Raw genomic sequence first — 25,374 nt, 5'->3', positions numbered from 1 at the left:
GTGACAACATCAACATGATCGTTGAACTGATTCACCCAATCGCGATGGACGACGGTTTACGTTTCGCTATCCGTGAAGGTGGCCGTACAGTAGGTGCGGGCGTTGTTGCTAAAGTATTAGGTTAATTCCTGATAGATTTATGCATGAAGAGGGCATCATTAGATGCCCTTTTTTTGTATCTGAAGATTAGATATTTTGAATTTCAATAAAATATTAATGGTTTTTTATTTCATCATCTCTGATGGTATAAACAGATAAATACACTTAACTTAAATAAATAGAAATTGAAATCATAATAATTATCATTTACTATCTTGTGTGTGAGTAGTTAATGAGGTTTTTATTATGTACGTATGTCTTTGCCACGGTGTGAGTGATAAAAAAATTATCTCGACTGTCCATAAACATCAAATCCACACTATTAGTGAATTACGCAAGATCTTACCCGTTGGAAGTTGTTGTGGTAAGTGTGTACGTCAAGCCCGTCAACTTATCGAAAATGAGCAATCTGTTCTTTATCCTCAAATTTCTGAAGTTGCATAACAAATTTTAAGTTTCCTTTCTCTCCTCTTTGTATAAAAGGTCTACACTAAAAAGACTGGAAGCAAAGGAGCATAAAAATGAAAGGTGATAAAAAAATGATAGCCCACCTTAATAAATTATTAGGTGGTGAGCTTGTTGCAATTAATCAGTATTTCCTACATGCCCGAATGTTCAAGAATTGGGGTCTTACACGCCTTAATGAAATGGAATATCATGAATCCATAGATGAGATGAAACACGCCGATAAATATATCGAGCGTATCTTGTTCCTTGAAGGCATTCCAAACTTACAAGATTTAGGCAAACTAAACATCGGTGAAGATGTTGAAGAGATGCTACGTTCTGATTTGGAATTGGAATTAGGTGGTGCCAAAGATTTACGTGAGGCTATTGCTTACGCAGATTCAATTCATGATTATGTCAGTCGTGATCTTATGCTAGAAATTCTAACCGATGAAGAAGGGCATATTGATTGGATTGAAACCCAGCTTGAACTTATCGAGCGAATAGGGCTTCAAAACTATCTACAAGCCCAAATTATTGAAGAATAATCCATCGTTCTTTAATGAATTTTGAGACAGTTTTTTAAAGCAAAGGTGATGAAGGTTACCTTTGCTTTTTTTGTTTGCGAAAAGATAAAATGAATTTTTATCGCTGATTTTTTATTCTTGGCTTGATTTCATCACTCAGGCAAGTATAATGCGCAGGCTCACTGATTTAGTGGGGCTGATTTATCAGCTAATGCAGATTTTTTTATTGCATTAATATAATACTCCCGATTGGGGAGTTATATGCAGAACGATTACACTCTCTCATCAATCGAAATGGGTACGAGTAGTAATCATTTACGTTTATAAAAAATAGTTGGAGCTCTGGTCTCATGCAGAACCAAAGAATCCGTATCCGCCTGAAAGCTTTTGATCATCGTCTGATTGATCAATCAACTGCGGAAATCGTAGAGACTGCTAAGCGCACTGGTGCGCAAGTTCGTGGTCCAATCCCACTGCCGACTCGCAAAGAGCGTTTCACAGTGTTGATTTCTCCGCACGTTAATAAAGATGCGCGTGATCAGTATGAAATTCGCACTCACAAACGTCTGGTTGACATCGTTGAGCCAACCGAGAAAACCGTTGATGCTCTGATGCGTCTGGATCTGGCTGCCGGCGTAGACGTGCAGATCAGCCTAGGTTAATCAGGTCATCAAGCGATTGAGAGGTTGAAACAATGATTGGTTTAGTCGGTAAGAAAGTAGGAATGACTCGTATCTTCACTGAAGATGGCGTTTCAATCCCTGTAACCGTTATCGAAATTGAAAACAACCGTGTTACTCAGGTCAGAGATCTAGAGAAAGACGGTTATCGTGCCATTCAGGTGACTACAGGTAGCAAAAAAGCTAACCGTGTACTGAAACCTGAAGCAGGTCATTTTGCTAAAGCTGGTGTTGAAGCTGGCCGCTTACTACGTGAATTCCGTCTGAATGAAGGCGAAGAATACACTGTAGGTCAAAGCATTAGCGTAGAAATTTTCGCTGACGTTAAAAAAGTCGACGTTACTGGAACATCTAAAGGTAAAGGTTTTGCCGGTACTGTAAAGCGCTGGAACTTCCGTACTCAAGATGCTACCCACGGTAACTCCTTGTCTCACCGTGTTCCGGGTTCTATCGGTCAGAACCAGACTCCGGGTAAGGTGTTCAAAGGCAAGAAAATGGCAGGTCAACTGGGTAACGAACAAGTTACCGTTCAGAGCCTGGAAGTAGTACGTGTTGACGCTGAGCGCAACCTGCTGCTGGTCAAAGGTGCTGTTCCAGGTGCAACTGGCAGTGACCTGATCGTTAAACCAGCTGTCAAGGCGTAACGTCGAGGAGATAGGAATGGAATTGGTAATGAAAGACGCGCAAGGCGCGCTGACTGTTTCCGAAACTACCTTCGGGCGTGACTTTAACGAAGCGCTTGTGCATCAAGTAGTCGTTGCATACGCTGCTGGTGCTCGTCAAGGTACTCGTGCTCAGAAAACCCGTGCTGAAGTTTCTGGTTCAGGCAAAAAGCCTTGGAGACAGAAAGGTACAGGTCGTGCACGTTCAGGTTCAATCAAGAGCCCAATTTGGCGCTCTGGTGGTGTTAGCTTCGCAGCTAAACCACAGGACCACAGTCAAAAAGTAAACAAAAAGATGTACCGTGGTGCTCTGAAGAGCATTCTGTCTGAACTGGTACGTCAAGATCGTCTGATCGTCGTAGAGAAGTTCTCTGTTGAAGCTCCTAAAACTAAGCTTTTAGCACAGAAACTGAAAGATATGGCTCTGGAAGATGTTCTGATCATCACTGCTGATGTAGATGAGAATCTGTATTTAGCAGCACGCAACTTATATAAAGTTGACGTACGTGATGCAGCAACAATCGACCCTGTTAGCTTAATCGCCTTCGACAAAGTCGTCATGACTGCTGACGCTGTGAAGCAAGTTGAGGAGATGCTGGCATGATCCGTGAAGAACGTCTGCTGAAAGTACTGCGCGCGCCGCATGTATCTGAAAAAGCTTCTATCGCGATGGAAAAATCAAACACCATCGTTCTCAAAGTTGCTAAAGACGCGACCAAAGCAGAGATTAAAGCAGCTGTACAAAAACTGTTTGAAGTCGAAGTTGAAAGTGTTAACACTCTGCTGATGAAAGGCAAAGTGAAACGTCACGGTCAGCGTATTGGTCGTCGTAGCGACTGGAAAAAAGCTTACGTCACCCTGAAGGAAGGCCAGAATCTGGACTTCGTCGGCGGCGCTGAGTAAGTCGGAGGAGTAAAGAACAATGGCAATTGTTAAATGTAAACCTACGTCTCCGGGCCGTCGCCACGTAGTTAAAGTGGTAAACCCTGAGCTGCATAAAGGGAAACCTTATGCGCCATTGCTGGAAAAGAACAGCAAGTCCGGTGGTCGTAACAACAATGGTCGTATCACTACCCGTCATATCGGTGGTGGTCACAAGCAGGCTTACCGTATTGTTGACTTTAAACGCAACAAAGATGGTATCCCTGCGACAGTAGAACGTCTGGAATATGATCCAAACCGTTCAGCTAACATCGCTTTAGTGCTGTATGCTGATGGTGAACGTCGCTACATTCTGGCTCCAAAAGGCCTGAAAGCGGGTGATAAAGTTCAGTCTGGCGTTGATGCTGCTATCAAAGCGGGTAACACCTTACCAATGCGTAATATCCCGGTTGGTTCTACCGTTCATAACGTAGAAATGAAACCAGGTAAAGGTGGTCAGTTAGCTCGTTCAGCTGGTACTTACGTTCAGATCGTTGCTCGTGATGGTGCTTATGTCACTATTCGTCTGCGTTCTGGTGAAATGCGTAAAGTTCCTTCTGATTGCCGTGCAACTATCGGTGAAGTTGGCAACTCTGAGCACATGTTACGCGTTCTGGGTAAAGCTGGTGCAAGTCGCTGGCGTGGTATTCGTCCTACCGTTCGCGGTACTGCGATGAACCCAGTCGATCACCCACATGGTGGTGGTGAAGGTCGTAACTTTGGTAAACACCCAGTAACACCTTGGGGCGTTCAAACCAAAGGTAAGAAGACTCGTAAAAACAAACGCACTGAACATTTCATCGTTCATCGTCGTACTAAGAAATAATTAGAGGATAAGCCATGCCACGTTCTCTCAAGAAAGGTCCTTTCATTGACCTGCACTTGCTGAAGAAGGTAGAGAAAGCGGTGGAAAGCGGTGACAAAAAGCCTGTTAAGACTTGGTCCCGTCGTTCAACGATCTTTCCTAACATGATCGGTTTGACCATCGCTGTCCATAATGGTCGTCAGCATGTTCCAGTTTACGTTTCCGACGAAATGGTTGGTCACAAACTGGGTGAATTCGCGCCGACCCGTACTTATCGCGGTCATGCAGCCGATAAAAAGGCTAAGAAAAAATAAGGTAGGAGGAAGAGATGGAAACTATCGCTATGCATCGCCACGCTCGTTCTTCTGCTCAGAAGGTTCGCTTGGTAGCTGACCTGATTCGCGGTAAGAAAGTGTCGCAAGCTCTGGAAATTTTAACCTTTACCAACAAGAAAGCTGCTGGTTTAGTGAAGAAAGTACTGGAGTCTGCTATTGCTAATGCAGAACACAACGATGGCGCTGACATTGATGATCTGAAAGTAGCTAAGATCTTTGTTGACGAAGGTCCTTCTATGAAGCGCATTATGCCTCGTGCAAAAGGCCGTGCAGATCGTATTCTGAAGCGCACCAGCCACATCACTGTGGTTGTGTCTGATCGCTGAGACTCTGGAGACTAGCAATGGGTCAAAAAGTACATCCTAATGGTATCCGCCTTGGCATTGTCAAGCCTTGGAATTCCACATGGTATGCGGGTACCAATGAATTCGCTGACAACCTAGACAGCGATTTTAAAGTACGTCAGTACTTAAATAAAGAACTGGCTAAAGCATCTGTATCTCGTATCGTTATCGAACGTCCTGCGAAAAGCATCCGTGTGACTATTCACACTGCTCGTCCAGGCATCGTTATCGGTAAAAAAGGTGAAGATGTTGAAAAACTGCGCAAAAACGTAGCGGATATCGCTGGCGTTCCTGCGCAAATTAATATCGCCGAAGTACGTAAACCTGAACTGGACGCAAAATTAGTTGCTGACAGCATCACTTCACAGCTGGAACGTCGTGTTATGTTCCGTCGTGCTATGAAGCGTGCGGTACAGAATGCTATGCGTTTAGGCGCTAAAGGTATTAAAGTGGAAGTAAGTGGTCGCTTAGGTGGCGCTGAAATCGCTCGTACTGAATGGTATCGTGAAGGTCGTGTACCTCTGCACACTCTGCGTGCAGATATCGACTACAATACCTCAGAAGCACAAACCACTTATGGTGTGCTCGGCGTTAAGGTATGGATCTTCAAAGGTGAGATCCTGGGTGGTATGGCTGCAGTTGAACAGGCGGAAAAACCGGCTGCTCAACCTAAAAAGCAGCAGCGTAAAGGCCGCAAGTAAGGAGAGTCGCTGATGTTACAACCAAAGCGTACAAAATTCCGTAAAGTGCACAAAGGCCGCAACCGTGGCTTAGCTGCTGGTGCGGATGTAAGCTTCGGGACTTACGGTCTTAAAGCTGTGGGCCGTGGTCGTCTGACTGCACGTCAGATCGAAGCGGCACGTCGTGCAATGACCCGTGCAGTTAAGCGTCAGGGTAAAATCTGGATCCGTGTGTTCCCAGACAAACCAATCACTGAAAAGCCGCTCGAAGTCCGTATGGGTAAAGGTAAAGGTAACGTTGAGTATTGGGTTGCCTTAATCCAGCCAGGTAAAGTCCTGTATGAAATGGATGGTGTGCCTGAAGAACTGGCCCGTGAAGCATTCAAGCTGGCGGCAGCAAAACTGCCTATCAAAACCACCTTTGTAACTAAGACGGTGATGTAATGAAAGCAAAAGAGCTGCGCGAAAAGAGCGTTGAAGAGCTGAACACAGAACTGCTGAACTTACTGCGCGAGCAGTTTAATCTGCGTATGCAGGCAGCAAGTGGTCAGTTACAACAGTCTCATCTGTTGAAACAAGTGCGTCGTAATATCGCACGCGTTAAGACTTTACTGACTGAGAAGGCGGGTGCGTAATGACCGATAAAATCCGTACTCTGCAAGGTCGTGTAGTTAGTGACAAAATGGAAAAATCTATTGTCGTTGCTATCGATCGTATGGTTAAACACCCATTATATGGTAAGTTTATCCGTCGTACGACCAAACTGCATGTACATGACGAGAACAACGAATGTGGAATTGGTGACGTAGTAGAAATTCGTCAAACACGTCCACTATCTAAGACTAAGTCTTGGGCGTTAGTTCGCGTTGTAGAAAAAGCTATTCTGTAATAAAATAGCCTTTTCGTACGAAATAAACGGCTCAAAACTGAACGAGCCGTTTATTTTTTCTGTCCATATCGAGAATGTGGTGTTATAATGCCGCTCCCTCGTATTATGGGATATTGAACGGCCTCTTCTAATGTGGAAGTGGCTCAGTAGTAGTTGACATTTAGCGGAGCACTAAAATGATCCAAGAACAGACTATGCTGAACGTGGCCGACAACTCCGGTGCACGTCGCGTAATGTGTATCAAGGTTCTAGGTGGCTCGCACCGTCGCTACGCAGATGTAGGTGACATCATCAAAATTACCATCAAGGAAGCAATTCCACGTGGTAAAGTTAAGAAAGGTGATGTACTGAAAGCGGTAGTGGTGCGCACCAAGAAGGGTGTTCGTCGCCCTGACGGTTCTGTCATTCGCTTCGATAGCAACGCTTGTGTATTGTTAAACAACAACAGCGAGCAAGTTATTGGTACGCGTATTTTTGGGCCGGTTACTCGTGAACTTCGTAACGAGAAGTTTATGAAAATAATCTCTCTGGCACCTGAAGTACTCTAAGGAGCAGGCAATGGCAGCGAAAATCCGTCGTGAAGACGAAGTTATCGTGCTGACTGGTAAAGATAAAGGTAAGCGCGGTAAAGTAAAACAGGTTCTTTCTTCTGGTAAAGTTATCGTTGAAGGTATCAATCTGGTTAAAAAACATCAGAAGCCAGTTCCGGCTCTGAACCAACCAGGTGGCATCGTTGAAAAAGAAGCTTCTATCCAAGTTTCTAACGTTGCAATCTTCAATGCGGCAACCGGTAAGGCTGACCGTGTAGGTTTTAGATTCGAAGACGGAAAAAAAGTTCGTTTCTTCAAATCTAATAAAGAAACTATCAAGTAATTTGGAGTATACGATGGCGAAACTGCATGATTACTACAAAGACGAGGTAGTCCAAAAACTGATGTCTCAGTTTGGTTACCATTCTGTCATGCAAGTCCCTCGGGTCGAGAAGATCACCCTGAATATGGGTGTTGGTGAAGCTATTGCTGATAAAAAACTGCTGGACAATGCAGCAGCTGATTTAGCAGCAATCTCAGGTCAAAAACCTTTGATCACCAAAGCACGCAAATCTGTTGCAGGCTTCAAAATCCGCCAGGGCTATCCGATCGGCTGTAAAGTGACCCTGCGTGGCGAACGCATGTGGGAGTTCTTTGAACGCCTGATCTCTATTGCTGTACCACGTATCCGTGACTTCCGTGGTTTGTCCGCTAAATCATTTGATGGACGTGGTAACTACAGCATGGGCGTACGTGAGCAAATCATCTTCCCTGAAATCGATTACGATAAAGTGGATCGTGTTCGTGGTTTGGATATTACCATTACTACGACTGCGAAATCAGATGATGAAGGTCGCGCACTGTTAGCAGCGTTTAACTTCCCGTTCCGCAAGTAAGGCAGGGCATTCATGGCTAAGAAATCTATGAAAGCACGTGATGTAAAACGTGCGAATTTAGCTGAGAAATTCTTCGCAAAACGCGCAGAACTGAAAGCTATCGTTTCAGATGTGAACGTGTCTGACGAAGATCGTTGGAATGCTGTTCTGAAACTGCAAACTATGCCACGTGATTCAAGTCCTTCACGTCAGCGTAACCGCTGCCGTCAAACTGGACGTCCGCACGGTTTCCTGCGGAAATTTGGCCTCAGCCGTATTAAAGTCCGTGAAGCCGCTATGCGCGGTGAAATCCCGGGCCTTAGAAAGGCTAGCTGGTAATTACCATAATTGAATCACGGGAGTAAAGACAGATGAGCATGCAAGATCCCATCGCGGATATGCTGACCCGTATCCGTAACGGTCAGGCCGCGAATAAAGTTGCGGTCACAATGCCTTCCTCCAAGCTGAAAGTGGCGATTGCCAACGTGCTTAAGGAAGAAGGTTATATCGAAGATTTTAAAATTGAAGGCGACACTAAGCCAGAACTGGAAATTATTTTAAAATATTTCCAAGGTAAGGCTGTAGTAGAAAGCATTCAGCGCGTAAGCCGTCCAAGTCTGCGCATCTATAAAAGAAAAGATGAGCTGCCACAAGTTATGGCAGGACTGGGCATCGCTGTTGTTTCTACCTCAAAAGGTGTTATGACTGATCGTGCAGCTCGCCAAGCAGGTCTTGGTGGCGAGATTATCTGCTACGTAGCTTAATTCGGGAGGAAAGAATGTCTCGTGTGGCAAAAGCACCCGTCGTCATTCCTGCCGGCGTAGAGGTTAAACTCAACGGTCAGGTAATTACGATTAAGGGTAAAAACGGCGAGCTAACTCGTACTATCCATAATGCAGTTGAAATTCAACATGCTGACAACCAATTAACTTTCGCACCTCGCGATGGTTTTGCTGATGCATGGGCACAGGCGGGTACTACTCGTTCTCTGTTAAATGCAATGGTTGTAGGTGTTACCGAAGGCTTCACTAAGAAACTGCAACTGGTAGGTGTAGGTTATCGTGCGTCTATTAAAGGCAATGCGGTTAACTTATCAGTAGGTTTTTCACATCCAGTGGAACACCAACTGCCAGCAGGCATCACTGCTGAATGTCCAACACAAACTGAAATCGTACTGAAAGGTGCGGATAAGCAAGTGATTGGTCAAGTAGCAGCTGAACTGCGTGCTTACCGTCGCCCTGAACCTTATAAAGGTAAAGGTATTCGTTACGCCGACGAAGTTGTGCGTATCAAAGAGGCTAAGAAGAAGTAAGGTAACACTATGGATAAGAAAGCAGCTCGTATCCGTCGTGCGACCCGCGCACGCCGTAAGCTCCAGGAATTGGGTGCGACTCGCCTGGTGGTACACCGTACCCCTCGCCATATTTATGCGCAGGTTATTGCACCAAACGGTTCTGAAACTTTGGTGGCCGCTTCTACTACAGAAAAAGCTATCATTGAGCAACTGAAAAACACTGGAAACAAAGAAGCAGCAGCAGTAGTTGGTAAAATTGTTGCTGAACGCGCTCTGGAAAAAGGTATCAAAGTAGTATCATTTGACCGTTCCGGTTTCCAATATCATGGTCGAGTCCAGGCACTGGCAGATGCTGCCCGTGAAGCTGGCCTTCAGTTCTAAGGTAGGAGTGTAAGATGGCTCACATCGAGAAACAAGCTGGCGAACTGCAGGAAAAGCTGATCGCGGTAAACCGCGTATCTAAAACCGTTAAAGGTGGTCGTATCTTTAGCTTCACCGCTCTTACAGTAGTTGGTGATGGTAATGGCCGCGTTGGTTTTGGATATGGCAAAGCTCGCGAAGTTCCGGCAGCAATCCAGAAAGCGATGGAAAAAGCCCGTCGCAATATGAAAACCGTCTCTTTAAACAACGGTACTCTGTTCCACCCTGTTAAAGGTACTCACACAGGCTCACGCGTATTTATGCAGCCTGCTCATGAAGGTACCGGTATCATCGCAGGTGGTGCAATGCGTGCAGTTCTAGAAGTGGCTGGCGTTCGTAACGTACTGGCTAAAACCTATGGTTCCACTAACCCGATTAACGTGGTTCGTGCAACACTGGACGCTTTAGATAGCATGAAGTCTCCAGATATGGTCGCAGCTAAGCGTGGTAAATCCGTTGAAGAAATTCTGGGGTAATGACCATGGCTAAGACTATTAAAATTACTCAAACACGCAGCTTAATCGGTCGTTTGCCTAAACATAAGGCAACGATGACAGGTTTAGGTCTGCGTCGCATCGGTCACACTGTAGAACGCGAAGATACACCAGCAGTTCGCGGTATGATCAACTTGGTTTCCTATATGGTTAAAGTTGAGGAGTAAGAGATGCGTTTAAATACTCTGTCTCCGGCTGAAGGTGCCAAGCATGCGCCTAAACGTGTAGGTCGTGGTATCGGTTCTGGCTTAGGTAAAACTGGCGGCCGTGGTCACAAAGGTCAGAAATCTCGTTCTGGCGGTGGCGTACGTCGTGGTTTTGAAGGTGGCCAGATGCCTTTATATCGTCGTTTACCAAAATTTGGTTTTACTTCACGTAAATCATTCGTGACTGCGGAAATCCGTCTGTCTGATTTATCTTACGTTGAAGGCGATGTAATCGATCTGAATGCACTGAAAGCCGCAAACGTTGTTGGCCCACAGATTGAATTTGCAAAATTAATTTTGTCTGGCGAGGTTAACCGTGCAGTGACTATTCGTGGTCTGCGTGTTACCAAAGGTGCCCGTGCAGCAATCGAATCAGCTGGCGGTAAAATTGAGGAATAAGTGACAGATGGCTAAACAACCAGGTTTAGATTTTCAGAGTGCTAAAGGTGGTGTTGGTGAACTAAAACGCAGACTTTTGTTTGTTCTTGGTGCACTTATTGTCTTTAGGATTGGCTCTTTTATTCCTATCCCTGGTATTGATGCCACTGTGCTTGCCAAATTGCTCGATCAGCAAAAAGGCACCATCATTGAAATGTTTAACATGTTCTCTGGTGGTGCTCTTAGCCGTGCTTCTATCTTTGCGCTGGGTATCATGCCTTATATTTCGGCATCGATTATTATCCAACTCTTATCAGTGGTTAACCCTCGGTTAGCAGAGATTAAGAAGGAAGGGGAGGCCGGTCGTCGTAAGATCAGCCAATATACCCGTTATGGTACTTTGGTGCTGGCGATATTCCAATCAATTGGTATCGCAACAGGCTTACCGAATATGCCAGGAATGCAAGGTCTGGTAATTAACCCAGGTCTACCATTCTATATTACGGCTGTTGTGAGCTTAGTCACTGGGACAATGTTCCTAATGTGGTTAGGTGAGCAAATCACTGAACGTGGTATTGGTAACGGTATCTCAATCATTATCTTTGCAGGTATCGTTGCAGGTCTTCCACCTGCCATTGGTCAAACCATCGAGCAGGCGCGGCAAGGCGAACTGCACTTCCTCCTGTTATTGTTGGTTGCAGTATTGGTGTTCGCGGTTACTTTCTTTGTTGTTTTTGTAGAAAGAGGACAACGTCGTATCGTTGTTAACTATGCAAAACGTCAACAAGGGCGTAGAATATACGCGGCACAAAGTACACATCTACCACTTAAAGTAAATATGGCGGGTGTTATACCAGCAATTTTTGCTTCAAGTATTATCCTGTTTCCTGGTACAATAACCTCTTGGTTTGGCGATGGTACAGGGTGGGGTTGGCTGACGACGATTTCTTTAAATCTACAGCCTGGTCAACCTATTTATGTGTTACTATACGCTGCTGCAATCATATTCTTCTGTTTCTTCTATACGGCGTTGGTTTTCAACCCAAGAGAAACGGCAGATAACCTGAAGAAGTCCGGTGCATTTGTACCAGGAATTCGCCCGGGAGAGCAGACGGCTAAATATATAGATAAAGTAATGACACGTTTAACCTTAATCGGTGCCTTGTATATTACCTTTATCTGTCTCATCCCGGAGTTCATGCGTGACGCAATGAAAGTACCTTTCTATTTTGGTGGTACTTCCCTCTTAATCGTGGTTGTAGTCATCATGGATTTTATGGCTCAAGTGCAAACTCTCCTGATGTCAAGTCAGTATGAGTCTGCATTGAAAAAAGCAAATCTTAAAGGTTAATTACTGATAAGCGATTTGTTTTAGAAGTTACGGAGAGTAAAAATGAAAGTTCGTGCTTCCGTCAAGAAAATGTGCCGTAACTGCAAAATTGTTAGACGTCACGGTCACGTGCGTGTAATTTGCAGCGTCGAGCCTAAGCATAAACAGCGTCAAGGCTAATTTATTGCATTTTTTTCTTGCAAAGTTCGGTTGAGCTGGCTAAATTAGCCAGCCCAATCTTTTATAATATATACAGTATTGTTTGAGTATCCTGAAAACGGGCTTTTCAGAATAGTACTGTATAACTGCTAATTTAGGAGTGCATAGTGGCCCGTATAGCAGGCATTAACATTCCTGATCATAAACATACTGTAATCGCATTAACTTCGATTTACGGTATCGGTAAAACCCGCTCACAGGCTATCTGTGTAGCTGCTGGTATTGCTGAAAATGTTAAGATCAGTGAGCTGTCTGAAGAGCAAATCGACAAGCTGCGTGACGAAGTTGCCAAATACGTTGTAGAAGGTGATCTGCGTCGTGAAGTTACCCTGAGCATCAAACGTCTGATGGATCTTGGTACTTACCGTGGTTTACGTCATCGTCGTGGTCTACCAGTTCGCGGTCAGCGTACTAAGACTAACGCACGTACCCGTAAGGGTCCGCGTAAGCCGATCAAGAAATAATCGGGGTATTTGAACAATGGCAAAAGCACCTATTCGTGCACGTAAGCGTGTAAGAAAACAAGTCTCTGACGGTGTGGCTCATATCCATGCTTCTTTCAACAACACAATCGTTACTATTACCGATCGTCAAGGTAACGCATTGGGTTGGGCTACTGCCGGTGGTTCCGGTTTCCGTGGTTCTCGTAAATCTACTCCGTTCGCGGCTCAGGTTGCAGCAGAACGTTGCGCTGAAGCTGTTAAAGAGTACGGAATTAAGAACTTGGAAGTTATGGTTAAAGGACCTGGTCCTGGTCGTGAGTCAACTATCCGTGCATTAAACGCGGCTGGTTTCCGCATCACTAATATTACTGATGTGACTCCGATTCCTCATAACGGTTGTCGTCCACCGAAAAAACGTCGCGTTTAATAACGTTTTCGTTTTTAGGAAAGTTGGAGAAAGAAAATGGCAAGATATTTGGGTCCTAAGCTCAAGCTGAGCCGCCGTGAAGGTACAGATTTATTTCTAAAATCTGGCGTTCGGGCGATTGACACCAAGTGTAAACTGGAACAAGCACCAGGTCAGCACGGCGCACGTAAACCGCGTCTTTCTGATTACGGTGTTCAGTTACGTGAAAAACAAAAAGTACGTCGTATTTACGGTGTTCTAGAACGTCAATTCCGTAACTACTACAAAGAAGCAACTCGTCTGAAAGGCAACACAGGTGAAAACCTGCTGACTCTGCTGGAAGGTCGTCTGGATAACGTTGTTTATCGTATGGGCTTTGGCGCAACTCGCGCAGAAGCACGTCAGATGGTTAGCCATAAAGCAATCATGGTAAATGGTCGCGTGGTTAACATTGCTTCTTATCAGGTTTCCCCGAATGACGTAGTCAGCGTTCGTGAAAAATCGAAAAAACAGTCTCGTATTAAGGCTGCTTTAGAGCTGGCTGAACAGCGTGAAAAGCCAACATGGCTGGAAGTTGATGCTGCTAAGATGGAAGGTGTGTTCAAGCGTATTCCTGAACGTACTGACTTATCTGCTGACATTAACGAGCACCTGATCGTCGAGCTTTACTCCAAGTAAGGCTTAGCACCAAAGAGAGGACACAATGCAGGGTTCTGTGACAGAGTTTCTAAAACCGCGCCTGGTTGATATCGAGCAAGTCAGTTCGACGCACGCCAAGGTGACCCTTGAACCATTAGAGCGAGGCTTCGGCCATACTCTTGGTAACGCACTGCGCCGTATTCTGCTTTCGTCTATGCCGGGTTGTGCGGTAACAGAGGTTGAGATTGATGGTGTACTGCATGAGTACAGCACCAAAGAAGGTGTTCAGGAAGATATCCTAGAAATACTGCTCAACCTTAAAGGGTTGGCGGTAAAAGTTCATGGTAAAGATGAAGTTATTCTTACTTTGAGCAAATCTGGCATTGGCCCTGTTATTGCAGCCGATATCATCCATGACGGTGATGTCGAAATCGTCAAGCCGCAGCACGTTATCTGCCACCTTACAGACGAGAACGCATCTATTAATATGCGTATCAAAGTTCAGCGTGGTCGTGGTTATGTGCCGGCTTCTGCCCGAATTCATTCGGAAGAAGATGAGCGCCCTATCGGTCGCCTTTTAGTAGATGCGTGCTATAGCCCAGTTGAGCGTATTGCTTATAATGTGGAAGCAGCTCGTGTTGAACAGCGTACCGACTTGGATAAGCTGGTTATCGAGATGGAAACTAACGGTACTATCGATCCAGAAGAATCGATTCGCCGTGCAGCGACTATCCTGGCTGAACAGCTTGAAGCTTTTGTTGACTTACGTGATGTTCGTCAGCCAGAAGTTAAAGAAGAGAAGCCAGAATTCGATCCTATCTTACTGCGCCCAGTAGACGATCTTGAATTGACTGTCCGCTCTGCTAACTGTCTGAAGGCAGAAGCAATCCACTACATCGGTGATCTGGTACAGCGTACTGAAGTTGAATTACTTAAGACGCCTAACCTTGGTAAGAAATCTCTTACTGAGATTAAAGACGTACTGGCGTCGCGTGGTTTATCTCTGGGCATGCGCCTTGAGAATTGGCCACCTGCAAGTATCGCTGATGAATAAGATCACAGGTTAAGGTTTTACTGAGAAGGATAAGGTCATGCGCCATCGTAAGAGTGGTCGTCAATTGAACCGCAACAGCAGCCATCGTCAGGCTATGTTTCGTAACATGGCAGGTTCTTTAGTTCGTCATGAGATCATCAAGACAACTTTGCCTAAAGCGAAAGAACTGCGTCGCGTCGTTGAGCCGCTGATTACTCTTGCCAAGACCGACAGCGTAGCTAATCGTCGTCTGGCATTCGCCCGTACTCGTGATAACGAAGTCGTGGCAAAACTGTTTACAGTATTAGGTCCGCGTTTTGCGAGCCGTGCAGGTGGTTACACTCGTATTCTGAAGTGTGGCTTCCGTGCTGGTGACAACGCTCCAATGGCTTACATTGAGCTTGTTGACCGTGCTGATTCTGAAACAGAAGCAGCAGCTGAATAATTTAATTATTATTTAGTGAAGCGAATAAAAAGACCGGATTTTTAATCCGGTTTTTTTACGTTTATTGAAAATAATAATTACTGAAATTGTTTTTATAAAAATAACTTATCAATTTATACTCTAACCTTTCTATTTGTTATTCCTTACTTTTTTACTTACTTTTGTGTTGCATCATATTTATTTTTTGTGATTTCAGCATACTGCTATTTTTATAAGATAAACTTCACACTATATTTCAATTCTATTCTTTTGATTATTTGCTATGCTATTCATCATTTAAAATGAGGAAATGATCCATGTATCGTATTGGGCAAGTTGCAAAATTAGCGAATGTGACGACAGATACAATCCGTTTTTATGAAAAACAAGGATTGATGGATCATGATAGACGAACAGAAGGCGGTTATCGTCTATATACAGAGCAAGATCTCCAGCGTTTACGTTTTATTCGTTATGCAAAAGAGTTAGGCTTTACATTAGACGCGATTACAGAGCTACTTTCTATTCGCGTTGATCCTGCACATCACACATGTGTTGAATCAAAGCATATTGTTGATGCAAGACTTGCTGAAGTTGAAATTCGCTTGAAAGAAATGGAAAGAATGCGTGATTCATTGAAAATGTTAAGTAATGCATGTTGTGGTAGTGCTCATGAAAGTACTTATTGTTCTATTCTTGAAATACTTGAATCTGGCGCCACAAAACAATAATATCTTTACCGTATTACGTTTTATGTTCTTTAATAATTTAAGAGGTTTTTATGTCTAGCAAATATCAGCACCAGAAAGGTGTTATTAAAGATAATGCTTTAGCAGCACTTGTTCATGATCCACTATTTAGACAACGTGTGGAAAAGAATAAGAAAGGGAAAGGAAGTTATATGAGAAAAGCGAAACATAACAAAAAAGGTAACTGGGAGGCCAGTGATAACAAAAGATTCTTTCAATTGTTATCACTGGCCTTTTAGTTTTTATTTTTGCTGATTTTTTAATAAATCACGAATTTCAGTTAATAGCGTTTCTTCTGCGGAAGGTGCAGGTGGTGCTTTAGGTGCTTCTTCTGCTTGGCGACGTGTTTTGTTAATTAATTTGATTGCACAGAAAATAGCAAATGCAACAATGGCAAAATCAAACACAGTTTGAATGAACATACCATAATTTAGTACAACCGCTGGGACATCCCCACTAGCATCTCTTAATACAAGACTAAACTGTTTGAAGTCGATACCACCAATTAATAAACCTAGAGGTGGCATAATAATATCAGCAACTAATGATGAAACAATCTTACCGAAGGCTGCACCAATGATGACACCGACAGCCATATCAACCACATTGCCTTTCATTGCGAATTCACGAAACTCTTTTAAAAAAGACATAACCACCCCTTATTTATCTATGTATAGATTTATTATGTAAAAATATAGTATCTAACATGATACTGGTAGACCATTATAAGTAACAATTACTATTATTCTTATTTCTACATAGTCTAGTCGTTATAAGAAAAATGGGCTAGGTTGGAAAAGCTTTTCAACTTCAGGGACATATTTTTTATCAGTGATAAACATAATCACATGATCACCTTGTTCTATAGAGTGACTCGCGTTGGCAATAATAACATCTTGCTCTCTAACAATTGCACCAATGATGGTTCCAGGTGGTAGCTTTATATCTTGTATACGGCGACCAACAACTTTCGATGTATTTTCATCACCATGTGCCACCGCTTCGATCGCCTCTGCAACACCTCGTCGTAATGATGAAACACTAACAATATCGGCTTTGCGAACATGACCTAAAAGTGCAGAAATAGTTGCTTGTTGTGGTGATATGGCAATATCAATAACCCCACCTTGGACTAAATCAACATAAGCACTACGTTGAATAAGTACCATCGCCTTTTTTGCACCCATTCTTTTTGCCAGCATCGCTGACATAATATTGGCCTCATCATCATTAGTCAGTGCGATAAAGACATCGATTTGTTCTATATGTTCTTCAGCAAGAAGCTCTTGATCTGATGCATCACCATAAAAAACGATGGTGTCATGGAGTAGTTCAGCCAGCTCTGTTGCACGTTGCTGATTATGTTCAATAAGCTTGACGCTATAATCTTTTTCTAATCTAGCGGCTAAACCAGCACCGACATTACCACCACCAACAATCATGATGCGTTTATAAGGTTTTTCTAATCGTTGTAATTCGCTCATTACTGCACGAATATGCTGAGATGCGACCACAAAGAAAACTTCATCTCCAGCTTCAATAATTGTAGAGCCTTGGGGTCGTATAGGTCTATCTTGACGAAAAATCGCAGCAACACGTGTATCGATATGTGGCATATGATCACGCAATGTTGATAACGCATTCCCAACGAGAGAACCACCATAATACGCTTTTACCGCAACAATACTGACTTGACCATCGGCAAAATTAACAACTTGTAAGGCACCGGGGTATTGGATTAATTTATAAATATAATCAATAACTAAATGCTCTGGTGAGATTAAATAATCAATGGGAATAGCTTCTGGGAGAAAGAGTTTATCTGCTTCACGAACAAATTCAGAGGCACGTATCCGAGCAACTTTATTGGGCGTATTAAATAGAGTGTAAGCAACTTGGCACGCTATCATATTGGTTTCGTCAGAGTTGGTGACGGCAACCAGCATATCTGCATCTTCAGCCCCCGCCTCTCTTAAGATCCTTGGGTGAGATCCATGTCCATTGACTACTCGTAAATCGAATTTATCTTGAAGTTGGCGTAAGCGATCTGCATTAGTGTCAACGACAGTAATATCATTATTCTCCCCGACAAGATTTTCAGCGAGAGTGCCACCTACTTGACCAGCTCCTAAGATAATAATTTTCATCGTAATTTCTCAGAGTATTCGATTAACAAATAGAAAAGAAACGCAAGATCTTGATGATCTTGCGTTGAAATAGTAGCGTTTTTTAGATCTGATATCATCTTTTATCACAAGATCATATTTTCTTGATCAATGCATAAAAGAAACCATCGCCACCTTCTTCTTCTGGTAAGCATTGGTGCTGATAATCACATTGTGCATCTTTCGTTGATGCTAAAAATGCTTCAACTTGTTGTTTATTTTCTTCAGGTAAAATAGAGCAGGTTGCATAAACCAATGTGCCACCAGATTTTAGGTATGGCCAAATAGCGTGAAGGATCTCTTTTTGAATTTGAGCTAATTGCTCAATGTCGTCATTACGACGAAGCCATTTTATGTCTGGGTGGCGCCGGATAACACCTGTTGCTGAGCATGGTGCATCAAGAAGAACTCGGTCAAACTGCATGCCGGCACACCATTGTTCAGGATAACGACCATCACCACTTTTGACGACCGCATTAAGTTTTAAACGCGTAAGATTTTCTTGTACTCGTTTTAAACGTTGTTCATCTATGTCAATAGCTAATACTTGAGCCTGAGGAGCTATCTCTAGAATATGTGTTGTTTTACCACCCGGCGCGGCACATAAATCAAGGATCTGCTCTTTATTTTCTGGTGCTAATAATTCAGCACAACGTTGAGCTGAACGATCTTGAACTGTTACCCAACCATCAGCAAATCCAGGAAGTAGGTTCACGTTGCATGGATTCTCTAAACGGATCGCGAAAGGGTGGCTGTCATCAGCAATAGCGGGAATTTCTTCATTTTCAAGTAATGTTAAATACTCTTCTCGAGAATGATGACGTTGATTTACACGTAACCACATTGGTGGTTTTTGGTTATTGCCTTCAATAATACTCATCCACTGCTCAGGATAAGCCTTTTTAATGCGAGCAAGTAGCCATGATGGATGAAGAAAACGACTTTCGCTATTTTGAAAACGTTCGTTCAGGATATCTTGTTGGCGTTGAAACTGACGTAACACACCGTTAATCAAGCCTTTTAACTGTGGTTTTTTTAGTGCAACAGCACCATTTACTGTCTCCGCTAGCGCTGCGTGAGCAGGAATACGTGTATAAAGAAGCTGATATAAGCCAACCATAATAAGGTAGTGTAAAATACGTTGTTTGCCTTTTAAGGGTTTATCCATGAGTTGCTGAATAATCCATTCTAATTGTGGCAATGTACGTAATACGCCAAAGCAGATTTCTTGCAACAAAGCTTTATCTTTGTCTGAAATATTTTTCTGAAGTTCTGGTATGACAGTACTTAGAGATAAACCTTGATCTAATACTTGGTTAATTGCTTTAGCTGCAATGCTACGTAAGTTGTATGACGTTTTCATGATGAGTTAACGTTTAATAATGAGCGCCAGAGATGTATTACATTAGCGCGAAAAAAGGAAAACCCTGATAATAATATTAGATATCAGGGCTTAGAATTATTATTGAATGACTTTTCCAGGAGTGAACCAATCTCTCTTCGAGTTTAAGAAATCAGCAGAAGCCATAGGTCTCTTACCTGATGGTTGCAATTCAGTAATATTTAGAATGCCATTACCTGTAGCAATATAAATACCTGTTTTATCTGCTTTTAATAAGGTTCCTGCGAGTTGATCTGTATTATCCGCAATAGCTTGTGCTTTCCATACTTTTACAGGTTGCTCGTCTAACATGAAAAAACTCATTGGCCATGGATTGAATGCTCTTATGCAACGTTCAATCTGTTCTGCTGATAATGACCAATCAATTTTTGCTTCTTCTTTCGATAATTTTTGTGCGTAATTCGCTAAATTATCGTCTTGTTTTTCAGCTTTTACTTTACCTGAGGTAATGAGATCTAAAGTAGTTGTTAGGGCTTTGGGGCCAAGTTCTGCAAGCTTTTCATACAGTGATGCGCTGGTATCTTCATTCGTAATTGGGCATGACGCTTTATACAGCATATCGCCTGTATCTAAACCAACATCCATTTGCATAATTGTGACGCCCGTTTCTTTATCTCCAGCCCACAAAGAGCGTTGAATTGGTGCAGCACCGCGCCATTTAGGAAGGAGAGAACCATGCACATTAAGACAACCTAAACGCGGTATTTCAAGAACGGCCTTAGGTAAAATCATGCCATAAGCGACAACAATCATAATATCTGCTTGTTGTGCTGCTATCCACTTATGGTTCTCTTCTGGTTTTAAAGAGGCTGGTTGATAAACAGGAATATCATGAGTTAATGCCAGTTCTTTAACAGGGCTAATAGTCAGTTTCTTACCTCTTCCTGCGGGTTTATCTGGAGGTGTTAATATTCCCACCACACGATGTTGGGTTGATAACAATGCAGCTAAATGTCGAGCTGCAAAATCGGGTGTTCCCGCAAAAATAATACGTAATGAATCAGACACGTTTCCTTCCTGTTTCAATTTAACTGTTACTGTCCTGCTTTAGCTCTTTTTTTATCTAGCTTATCGAGTTTTTCAACTTTTTGACGGATGCGTTGGCGTTTTAATGGAGATAAATAATCTACAAATAGCTTACCAACTAAATGATCCATTTCATGTTGAATACAGATAGCTAATAAATCATCCGCTTCTAACTCAAAAGGCTGACCATTGTAATCAAGAGCCTTTACTTTTACATGTTCTGCACGAGGAATAAAAGCACGCTGTTCTGGGATAGATAAACAGCCTTCTTCTATACCTGTATCACCGTTGGCATCAAGAAGTTCTGGGTTTATTAATACCAGTCTTTCATCTCTTGTTTCAGAGACATCAATGACGATAATGCGCTGGTGAATATTCACCTGTGTCGCGGCTAAACCGATACCTTCTTCCAAATACATTGTTTCAAACATATCATCGACAATTTTTTGAATTTCGGCATCAACTTTTTCGACTGGTTTTGCAATCGTGCGAAGGCGCTCGTCTGGATAATGTAATACGTGTAACACTGCCATAATTTATTCGGACTGTTTCTAAAATGTGAATAGGATTTAACGTCTATTCTAGACATTTATTGTCTAGATTGACAGTATTTGGTGTATTTCGCACTCACCTTATTTGTTAAAAACAATATTAGGATAATGCATGGATGCTAGAGAAATATGGATCAGGCTTAATGCTGTTTCAAGACTACCCGTTAATAAAGCGATTCAAATTGCAAAGTATCTACAATCTTTGACTCAGTTAAATCAAAAACTATTAATAGGTTGTGGTCTTTCCGAACAGCAAAGTCATCAATTCTTAAGACTTCATGCAAATGCTGTCACTGATACATTAAAGTGGTTAGATAAAAATGAATCATCATTATTAACGATTACAGATTCAGATTATCCATCTTTATTAAAGCAAATTTCATCACCGCCACTTTTGCTTTTTGTTGCAGGAAATAGGCAGCATTTAAAAAGCACACAAATTGCATTAATTGGTAGTCGAGTTGCTACACAATATGGTTCCAAATGGGCAACTTATTTTGCTCAGGAATTAGTAAAGAAAGAACTGACTATTACAAGTGGGTTAGCTCAAGGTATTGATGGTATTGGGCATCGAAGTGCATTAAAGAACAATGGTATTACTATTGCTGTACTAGGAAGCGGTTTAGAGCAGATTTATCCGTCATTTCATCGTACTCTTGCAACACAAATAAAAGAATCAGGCCTTATTATTTCTGAACATTTACCTATGACACCACCTTTAGCACGTCATTTCCCTCAACGAAATCGGATCATTAGTGGACTAAGTGCTGCACTGCTTATTGTAGAAGCAGGAATTAAAAGTGGTTCATTAATAACAGCAAATTATGCTTTGCAGCAAGGTAAAGAGTTGTTTGTGTTGCCTGGATTATTAGGTGATGCTCATTTTGAAGGTAATCATCAGCTTATTAAGCAAGGTGCAAATTTAGCTTCTTCACCAGAAGATATCCTAGAGTATTTAAATAGCTCTTTGCAGTGGCTTACTTGTGATGATGAATATCAACAAAAACTAATAACAGAAGAATATACAACGCTTATCAATAATGAAAAACAAGAGGTTAAAATAGAGCAAGTTACATCCGAACAACAACAAGCGATGGATGTGATCTTGCCTTTGCTTCATTTTAATAAAACGTTACCTATTGATATCATTGCTCAGGCTAGTGGATTATCAACTTCTGCATTAGCTCCTCTTTTATTAGAACTTGAGCTTATTAAAAAAGTCGCTATTGTGGCTGGTGGCTATACTCGATTGGAATAAGTGTAATGAGGTAAAATAATGGCAAAGAATATGCCGTTTACACAGCAACCTGAACAGGAAAAATGTCCTGAATGTGGCAACGCATTAGTGATGAAAAATGGAGGGCATGGCCCTTTTTTAGGATGCTCTGCTTATCCTGATTGCCACTATATTAAAACACTGAAACCACAAGGTGATGGGCAAATTATCAAAGTTTTGGAAGGACAACCTTGTAAGTGCTGTGGTGCTGATTTAGTTTTACGTCAGGGTAAATTTGGGATGTTTATTGGCTGTAGCAATTATCCTGAGTGTGAACATATAGAACAAATTGATAAACCCGATGAAACCGTTATACCCTGTCCTCAATGTGAAAAAGGAAAGCTATTACAACGTAAATCTCGGTTTGGTAAGACATTTTATGCTTGTAACCAATATCCAGAATGCCAATTTGTATTAAATAACAAACCTATTAATGGTGAATGCGAACATTGCCACTATCCATTATTGATGGAAAAAAGGTCTTCTCAAGGAGTAAGATTGATGTGCGCCAGCAAATTATGTGGAAAGCAACAAAAAACAAAAAGAGAAGAACATGAATAATGAAGTATCACCTGTAAGCAATACTATTATAGAAGCATTAAAAAATAATAAAGTTATCGCATATCCAACAGAAGCTGTATTTGGGGTAGGTTGTGACCCTGATAGCGAGCATGCTGTTATGGCACTATTAATGTTAAAGCAACGTTCAATTGAAAAAGGGCTAATTTTAATTGCTGATAACTATGAGCAGCTGAAACCTTATATTGACGATAGTGCATTAACACAAACTCAACGAGATCGAATGTTTGCATCTTGGCCAGGGCCTGTTACATGGGTTATTCCTGCCAAATCAACGACGCCAAAATGGTTAACTGGGAAATTTGATTCTTTAGCTGTGAGAGTAACAGATCACTCAGTTGTAAAAGAGCTATGTTTAGCTTATGGAAAACCTTTAGTTTCAACGAGTGCTAACTTAAGTGGATTACCACCATGTCGTACAGTTGAAGAAGTAAGAGAACAATTTGAGGACACAATTCCTATTGTTGAAGGGCGTGTTGGTGGCAGACAGAATCCTTCTGAAATCCGAGATGCATTAACGGGCGAATTGTACCGACAAGGGTGATTGTGATGGAAAAATATTTAGTGATGGGGAATCCTATCGAGCATAGTCAGTCTCCTTTCATTCACCAATTTTTTTCAAAACAAACAGGAATAGAGTATGGCTATGGACGCTTACTTGTTCCTTTAGGTGAATTTGATAAAACCGCCTCACATTTTTTTTCTAATGGAGGGCGAGGCGCTAATGTTACCGTTCCTTTTAAAGAAGATGCATTTCGTTTTGTGGATAAATTAACTGATAGAGCAAAAGCATGTGGCGCAGTTAACTCTATTGTTAAATTAGAAGATGGATCATTTCTTGGTGATAATACTGATGGGCAAGGACTTATTCTGGATTTAGCAAGGCTCGATTTTATTGTACCTAATAAGGTTAAATCAGTCTTAGTTATTGGCGCTGGTGGTGCAACAAGAGGAATATTACTTCCATTACTTGATTATGATTGTGATATTACTTTAACCAATCGCACATTTGCTAAAGCTGAGCAATTAGTAAAAGAGTTTAGTCAATTTGGAACGATCAGAGCAATAGCTGCAGAAGAGGTTGCTGATAGGCATTACGATTTAATTATAAATGCATCGGCATCTAGTATGACTAATGATTTACCACCTATTCCTAATGATGTTTATGGTTTTGAAACAGCATGCTATGACCTTTATTATCAAACCGGAATGACTTCATTTCTATATAACGCATTAAAACACGGAAGTACGCGTTTATCCGATGGACTAGGTATGTTAGTAGGACAAGCAGCTTATGCATTTGAATTGTGGTATGAACTTGTACCAGATATCAACCCAGTCCTTAATGTATTAAGAGAACGACTGAATCAATGAACCAATCCATTCAATTTCCAGATCGTGAAATATGGCTAGTTGAGAATAGGAGTGTTCTATTTCCTATAATGATCAACGGAATGCTTTTTGATTGTCAAATTACAGAGCAAGAGCTTATTAAGCGTTTTGGTGTTGGTGAGGGAATTTTATTATTTAAACAAAATCGTTGGGACATTGAAGAAGAATTTGAAGAGTTGGTAACAGAGTATGAGTTATCAACTCTCTATCCTATCTATTCTTTATCAATGGCAGATTGATGATTGGTTAAATAGTTGTTTTTCCATCCGACATAATTATTAGCAGAATAGATAAAGTGTTCTATTTCTGCTGATGAAAGAGGGCGAACTTTTTTCACAGGACTTCCTAAGTAAAGAAAACCGCTTTCAAGCCGCTTTCCTGGTGGAACTAAACTACCTGCACCAATCATTACATCGTTTTCAATAATTGCACCATCAAGTAAAATAGAACCCATTCCTACTAAAACACAATCTCCGATTGTGCAGCCGTGTAGCATTGCTTTGTGCCCAACAGTAACATTATCACCAATAATAAGAGGAAAACCTTCAGGAGCATTAGGTGAGATGTGAGTAACATGAAGAACCGAACCATCTTGAATATTTGATCTTTTCCCAATACTCACATAGTTCACATCACCACGAATAACAACCATTGGCCAGATACTGACATCTTCACTAATTCGTACATCTCCAATCACCGTTGCGGTTTCATCAATAAAAACATTTTTATCAATAGAAGGCGAAAGGTGTAAATAATTCCTGATTGTTGATTTCCCCATAATTAACCTCGTACTTGGTTTCACTTTGATAATAAGAAAAGCATAGCAGTGGTTAGGGGGGGATGGCGAGGGCAATGATATAACTGTAAAAATTGATAATAAAAGAGAAAGTGGAGCAATAGAGTGTGATTGATAGAATATATCGAATAGACAATAACAAGATAAAGCGTATATTTTTTATACTTGAAAAGGGTTTTTCGTATCAAAAATAGACGTAAAGTTCAAAAAGAGAACGAACAGAAAAAAAAATGAAATAAACACTTGCGCTAATCCGAGAACCCCCTATAATGCGCACCCACTGACCGGCGATGAGCAAACAACAAGCCACGCAGGACGGTGAAGAGAAAAGAAAAAAGTTTGAAAAAACTCTTGACTC

Annotated in this window: 44 protein-coding genes; 38 read left to right on the top strand and 6 right to left on the bottom strand. The window is 41.9% G+C overall.

Features of this window, described 5'->3' with window-relative positions; genetic code table 11:
• From QSH13_RS17260 to QSH13_RS17100, 33 genes are all read left to right on the top strand, one after another.
• Positions 1-125 (top strand): EF-Tu C-terminal domain-related protein (locus QSH13_RS17260; protein WP_455906655.1); only part of this gene is annotated, 125 nt, incomplete at its 5' end.
• A 220-nt stretch (positions 126-345) separates the two neighbouring features.
• Entirely contained in the window at positions 346-543 is a 198-nt protein-coding gene (gene bfd, locus QSH13_RS17255) for a bacterioferritin-associated ferredoxin (RefSeq protein WP_109396573.1), read from the top strand.
• 77 nt (positions 544-620) lie between these two features.
• Positions 621-1,094 carry a bacterioferritin gene (gene bfr / locus QSH13_RS17250; RefSeq protein WP_006535491.1) on the top strand — a complete coding sequence of 158 codons (474 nt, stop codon included), beginning with the start codon at positions 621-623 and terminating at the stop codon, positions 1,092-1,094.
• 329 nt (positions 1,095-1,423) lie between these two features.
• Positions 1,424-1,735, top strand: coding sequence for a 30S ribosomal protein S10 (gene rpsJ / locus QSH13_RS17245; protein ID WP_001181005.1), 312 nt, complete (start codon positions 1,424-1,426; stop codon positions 1,733-1,735).
• 32 nt (positions 1,736-1,767) lie between these two features.
• Positions 1,768-2,397, top strand: a complete 630-nt coding sequence (rplC, locus tag QSH13_RS17240) for a 50S ribosomal protein L3 (RefSeq protein ID WP_023583465.1) — start codon at positions 1,768-1,770, stop codon at positions 2,395-2,397.
• A 16-nt stretch (positions 2,398-2,413) separates the two neighbouring features.
• Positions 2,414-3,019 carry a 50S ribosomal protein L4 gene (gene rplD, locus QSH13_RS17235; protein ID WP_023583466.1) on the top strand — a complete coding sequence of 202 codons (606 nt, stop codon included), beginning with the start codon at positions 2,414-2,416 and terminating at the stop codon, positions 3,017-3,019.
• Entirely contained in the window at positions 3,016-3,318 is a 303-nt protein-coding gene (gene rplW, locus QSH13_RS17230; protein ID WP_004246962.1) for a 50S ribosomal protein L23, read from the top strand. Before rplD ends, rplW begins: the two co-directional genes overlap by 4 nt.
• A 19-nt stretch (positions 3,319-3,337) precedes the next feature.
• Positions 3,338-4,162 carry a 50S ribosomal protein L2 gene (gene rplB, locus QSH13_RS17225; RefSeq protein WP_006535497.1) on the top strand — a complete coding sequence of 275 codons (825 nt, stop codon included), beginning with the start codon at positions 3,338-3,340 and terminating at the stop codon, positions 4,160-4,162.
• 14 nt (positions 4,163-4,176) lie between these two features.
• Complete coding sequence (gene rpsS, locus QSH13_RS17220; RefSeq protein ID WP_004246960.1) at positions 4,177-4,455, top strand: 30S ribosomal protein S19; 279 nt, start codon at positions 4,177-4,179, stop codon at positions 4,453-4,455.
• A gap of 14 nt (positions 4,456-4,469) precedes the next feature.
• A complete protein-coding gene (gene rplV / locus QSH13_RS17215) occupies positions 4,470-4,802 on the top strand; it encodes a 50S ribosomal protein L22 (protein ID WP_006535498.1) in 333 nt (110 codons plus the stop codon).
• A 17-nt stretch (positions 4,803-4,819) separates the two neighbouring features.
• A complete protein-coding gene (gene rpsC / locus QSH13_RS17210) occupies positions 4,820-5,521 on the top strand; it encodes a 30S ribosomal protein S3 (protein ID WP_109396572.1) in 702 nt (233 codons plus the stop codon).
• Between the two features lie 12 nt (positions 5,522-5,533).
• Entirely contained in the window at positions 5,534-5,944 is a 411-nt protein-coding gene (gene rplP / locus QSH13_RS17205) for a 50S ribosomal protein L16 (RefSeq protein ID WP_006535500.1), read from the top strand.
• A complete protein-coding gene (rpmC, locus tag QSH13_RS17200; RefSeq protein WP_004238624.1) occupies positions 5,944-6,135 on the top strand; it encodes a 50S ribosomal protein L29 in 192 nt (63 codons plus the stop codon). Before rplP ends, rpmC begins: the two co-directional genes overlap by 1 nt.
• Entirely contained in the window at positions 6,135-6,389 is a 255-nt protein-coding gene (rpsQ, locus tag QSH13_RS17195; RefSeq protein ID WP_072062988.1) for a 30S ribosomal protein S17, read from the top strand. The genes rpmC and rpsQ overlap by 1 nt, the downstream gene beginning before the upstream one ends.
• Before the next feature lie 176 nt (positions 6,390-6,565).
• Positions 6,566-6,937 (top strand): 50S ribosomal protein L14, encoded by a 372-nt coding sequence (gene rplN, locus QSH13_RS17190; RefSeq protein ID WP_004246955.1) that lies wholly within the window; start codon positions 6,566-6,568, stop codon positions 6,935-6,937.
• A 10-nt stretch (positions 6,938-6,947) separates the two neighbouring features.
• Positions 6,948-7,262 (top strand): 50S ribosomal protein L24, encoded by a 315-nt coding sequence (gene rplX / locus QSH13_RS17185; RefSeq protein ID WP_006535502.1) that lies wholly within the window; start codon positions 6,948-6,950, stop codon positions 7,260-7,262.
• 13 nt (positions 7,263-7,275) lie between these two features.
• The gene (rplE, locus tag QSH13_RS17180; protein WP_004246952.1) at positions 7,276-7,815 is read left to right on the top strand and encodes a 50S ribosomal protein L5; all 540 of its coding nucleotides are present in this window, start codon (positions 7,276-7,278) and stop codon (positions 7,813-7,815) included.
• A gap of 12 nt (positions 7,816-7,827) precedes the next feature.
• Positions 7,828-8,133, top strand: a complete 306-nt coding sequence (gene rpsN / locus QSH13_RS17175) for a 30S ribosomal protein S14 (protein ID WP_006535503.1) — start codon at positions 7,828-7,830, stop codon at positions 8,131-8,133.
• Between the two features lie 32 nt (positions 8,134-8,165).
• A complete protein-coding gene (rpsH, locus tag QSH13_RS17170) occupies positions 8,166-8,558 on the top strand; it encodes a 30S ribosomal protein S8 (protein WP_072062987.1) in 393 nt (130 codons plus the stop codon).
• A 14-nt stretch (positions 8,559-8,572) separates the two neighbouring features.
• Positions 8,573-9,106, top strand: a complete 534-nt coding sequence (gene rplF / locus QSH13_RS17165) for a 50S ribosomal protein L6 (RefSeq protein ID WP_036933221.1) — start codon at positions 8,573-8,575, stop codon at positions 9,104-9,106.
• 9 nt (positions 9,107-9,115) lie between these two features.
• On the top strand, positions 9,116-9,469 hold the full coding sequence (rplR, locus tag QSH13_RS17160) for a 50S ribosomal protein L18 (RefSeq protein WP_023583471.1): 354 nt from the start codon (positions 9,116-9,118) through the stop codon (positions 9,467-9,469).
• A 14-nt stretch (positions 9,470-9,483) separates the two neighbouring features.
• A complete protein-coding gene (gene rpsE / locus QSH13_RS17155; RefSeq protein WP_006535508.1) occupies positions 9,484-9,984 on the top strand; it encodes a 30S ribosomal protein S5 in 501 nt (166 codons plus the stop codon).
• A 5-nt stretch (positions 9,985-9,989) separates the two neighbouring features.
• Positions 9,990-10,169: a 50S ribosomal protein L30 gene (rpmD, locus tag QSH13_RS17150; protein ID WP_036914634.1), complete on the top strand. Its 180-nt coding sequence runs from the start codon at positions 9,990-9,992 to the stop codon at positions 10,167-10,169.
• A 3-nt stretch (positions 10,170-10,172) separates the two neighbouring features.
• Entirely contained in the window at positions 10,173-10,607 is a 435-nt protein-coding gene (gene rplO / locus QSH13_RS17145) for a 50S ribosomal protein L15 (protein ID WP_286039400.1), read from the top strand.
• A 7-nt stretch (positions 10,608-10,614) separates the two neighbouring features.
• Positions 10,615-11,937, top strand: coding sequence for a preprotein translocase subunit SecY (secY, locus tag QSH13_RS17140; protein ID WP_006535510.1), 1,323 nt, complete (start codon positions 10,615-10,617; stop codon positions 11,935-11,937).
• 42 nt (positions 11,938-11,979) lie between these two features.
• Positions 11,980-12,096 (top strand): 50S ribosomal protein L36, encoded by a 117-nt coding sequence (rpmJ, locus tag QSH13_RS17135; protein ID WP_071788572.1) that lies wholly within the window; start codon positions 11,980-11,982, stop codon positions 12,094-12,096.
• Positions 12,097-12,242: 146 nt separating this feature from the next.
• Positions 12,243-12,599 carry a 30S ribosomal protein S13 gene (rpsM, locus tag QSH13_RS17130; protein ID WP_036914623.1) on the top strand — a complete coding sequence of 119 codons (357 nt, stop codon included), beginning with the start codon at positions 12,243-12,245 and terminating at the stop codon, positions 12,597-12,599.
• A 16-nt stretch (positions 12,600-12,615) separates the two neighbouring features.
• Complete coding sequence (gene rpsK / locus QSH13_RS17125; protein ID WP_002919257.1) at positions 12,616-13,005, top strand: 30S ribosomal protein S11; 390 nt, start codon at positions 12,616-12,618, stop codon at positions 13,003-13,005.
• A gap of 36 nt (positions 13,006-13,041) precedes the next feature.
• Entirely contained in the window at positions 13,042-13,662 is a 621-nt protein-coding gene (gene rpsD / locus QSH13_RS17120; protein WP_004246942.1) for a 30S ribosomal protein S4, read from the top strand.
• A 25-nt stretch (positions 13,663-13,687) separates the two neighbouring features.
• Positions 13,688-14,677 (top strand): DNA-directed RNA polymerase subunit alpha, encoded by a 990-nt coding sequence (locus tag QSH13_RS17115; protein WP_006535513.1) that lies wholly within the window; start codon positions 13,688-13,690, stop codon positions 14,675-14,677.
• A 37-nt stretch (positions 14,678-14,714) separates the two neighbouring features.
• Positions 14,715-15,101, top strand: coding sequence for a 50S ribosomal protein L17 (rplQ, locus tag QSH13_RS17110; RefSeq protein WP_004246940.1), 387 nt, complete (start codon positions 14,715-14,717; stop codon positions 15,099-15,101).
• Positions 15,102-15,397: 296 nt separating this feature from the next.
• Positions 15,398-15,811, top strand: coding sequence for a Zn(2+)-responsive transcriptional regulator (gene zntR, locus QSH13_RS17105; protein ID WP_069368787.1), 414 nt, complete (start codon positions 15,398-15,400; stop codon positions 15,809-15,811).
• Positions 15,812-15,861: 50 nt separating this feature from the next.
• Positions 15,862-16,068: an alternative ribosome-rescue factor A gene (locus tag QSH13_RS17100; RefSeq protein ID WP_109396570.1), complete on the top strand. Its 207-nt coding sequence runs from the start codon at positions 15,862-15,864 to the stop codon at positions 16,066-16,068.
• Between the two features lie 3 nt (positions 16,069-16,071).
• Here QSH13_RS17100 and mscL read toward each other — a convergent pair whose 3' ends face one another.
• The 5 genes from mscL to def all read right to left on the bottom strand — a co-directional run bounded on the left by mscL (position 16,072) and on the right by def (position 20,955).
• On the bottom strand, positions 16,072-16,479 hold the full coding sequence (mscL, locus tag QSH13_RS17095) for a large-conductance mechanosensitive channel protein MscL (RefSeq protein ID WP_109396569.1): 408 nt from the start codon (positions 16,477-16,479) through the stop codon (positions 16,072-16,074).
• A gap of 120 nt (positions 16,480-16,599) precedes the next feature.
• Positions 16,600-17,976 carry a Trk system potassium transporter TrkA gene (gene trkA, locus QSH13_RS17090; protein ID WP_109396567.1) on the bottom strand — a complete coding sequence of 459 codons (1,377 nt, stop codon included), beginning with the start codon at positions 17,974-17,976 and terminating at the stop codon, positions 16,600-16,602.
• A 112-nt stretch (positions 17,977-18,088) separates the two neighbouring features.
• Complete coding sequence (gene rsmB / locus QSH13_RS17085) at positions 18,089-19,357, bottom strand: 16S rRNA (cytosine(967)-C(5))-methyltransferase RsmB (protein ID WP_109396565.1); 1,269 nt, start codon at positions 19,355-19,357, stop codon at positions 18,089-18,091.
• A 99-nt stretch (positions 19,358-19,456) separates the two neighbouring features.
• Positions 19,457-20,404 (bottom strand): methionyl-tRNA formyltransferase, encoded by a 948-nt coding sequence (gene fmt / locus QSH13_RS17080; protein ID WP_109396564.1) that lies wholly within the window; start codon positions 20,402-20,404, stop codon positions 19,457-19,459.
• Positions 20,405-20,430: 26 nt separating this feature from the next.
• Positions 20,431-20,955: a peptide deformylase gene (gene def / locus QSH13_RS17075; protein WP_023583479.1), complete on the bottom strand. Its 525-nt coding sequence runs from the start codon at positions 20,953-20,955 to the stop codon at positions 20,431-20,433.
• Between the two features lie 130 nt (positions 20,956-21,085).
• On the opposite strand from def, the gene dprA reads away from it, so the two are divergent.
• The 5 genes from dprA to QSH13_RS17050 are packed head-to-tail and all read left to right on the top strand — an operon-like array spanning position 21,086 to position 24,459.
• On the top strand, positions 21,086-22,231 hold the full coding sequence (gene dprA / locus QSH13_RS17070) for a DNA-processing protein DprA (protein WP_109407208.1): 1,146 nt from the start codon (positions 21,086-21,088) through the stop codon (positions 22,229-22,231).
• Positions 22,232-22,249: 18 nt separating this feature from the next.
• Positions 22,250-22,810 (top strand): topoisomerase DNA-binding C4 zinc finger domain-containing protein, encoded by a 561-nt coding sequence (locus tag QSH13_RS17065; RefSeq protein ID WP_109396560.1) that lies wholly within the window; start codon positions 22,250-22,252, stop codon positions 22,808-22,810.
• Positions 22,803-23,372, top strand: coding sequence for an L-threonylcarbamoyladenylate synthase type 1 TsaC (gene tsaC, locus QSH13_RS17060; protein WP_109396558.1), 570 nt, complete (start codon positions 22,803-22,805; stop codon positions 23,370-23,372). Before QSH13_RS17065 ends, tsaC begins: the two co-directional genes overlap by 8 nt.
• Positions 23,373-23,377: 5 nt before the next feature.
• Complete coding sequence (gene aroE, locus QSH13_RS17055; RefSeq protein ID WP_072062979.1) at positions 23,378-24,202, top strand: shikimate dehydrogenase; 825 nt, start codon at positions 23,378-23,380, stop codon at positions 24,200-24,202.
• Positions 24,199-24,459, top strand: coding sequence for a DUF1488 family protein (locus tag QSH13_RS17050; protein ID WP_109396555.1), 261 nt, complete (start codon positions 24,199-24,201; stop codon positions 24,457-24,459). Before aroE ends, QSH13_RS17050 begins: the two co-directional genes overlap by 4 nt.
• Here QSH13_RS17050 and QSH13_RS17045 read toward each other — a convergent pair.
• A complete protein-coding gene (locus tag QSH13_RS17045; RefSeq protein WP_286039398.1) occupies positions 24,435-24,998 on the bottom strand; it encodes a gamma carbonic anhydrase family protein in 564 nt (187 codons plus the stop codon). The genes QSH13_RS17050 and QSH13_RS17045 overlap by 25 nt on opposite strands.
• Between the last annotated feature and the right edge of the window lie 376 nt (positions 24,999-25,374).

Origin of the sequence: Proteus faecis (genome assembly GCF_030286765.1) — a bacterium.
GTDB lineage: Bacteria > Pseudomonadota > Gammaproteobacteria > Enterobacterales > Enterobacteriaceae > Proteus > Proteus faecis.
The sequence above is the reverse complement of the archived record's forward strand: the minus strand, read 5'-3'. Positions and strand labels throughout refer to the sequence as shown.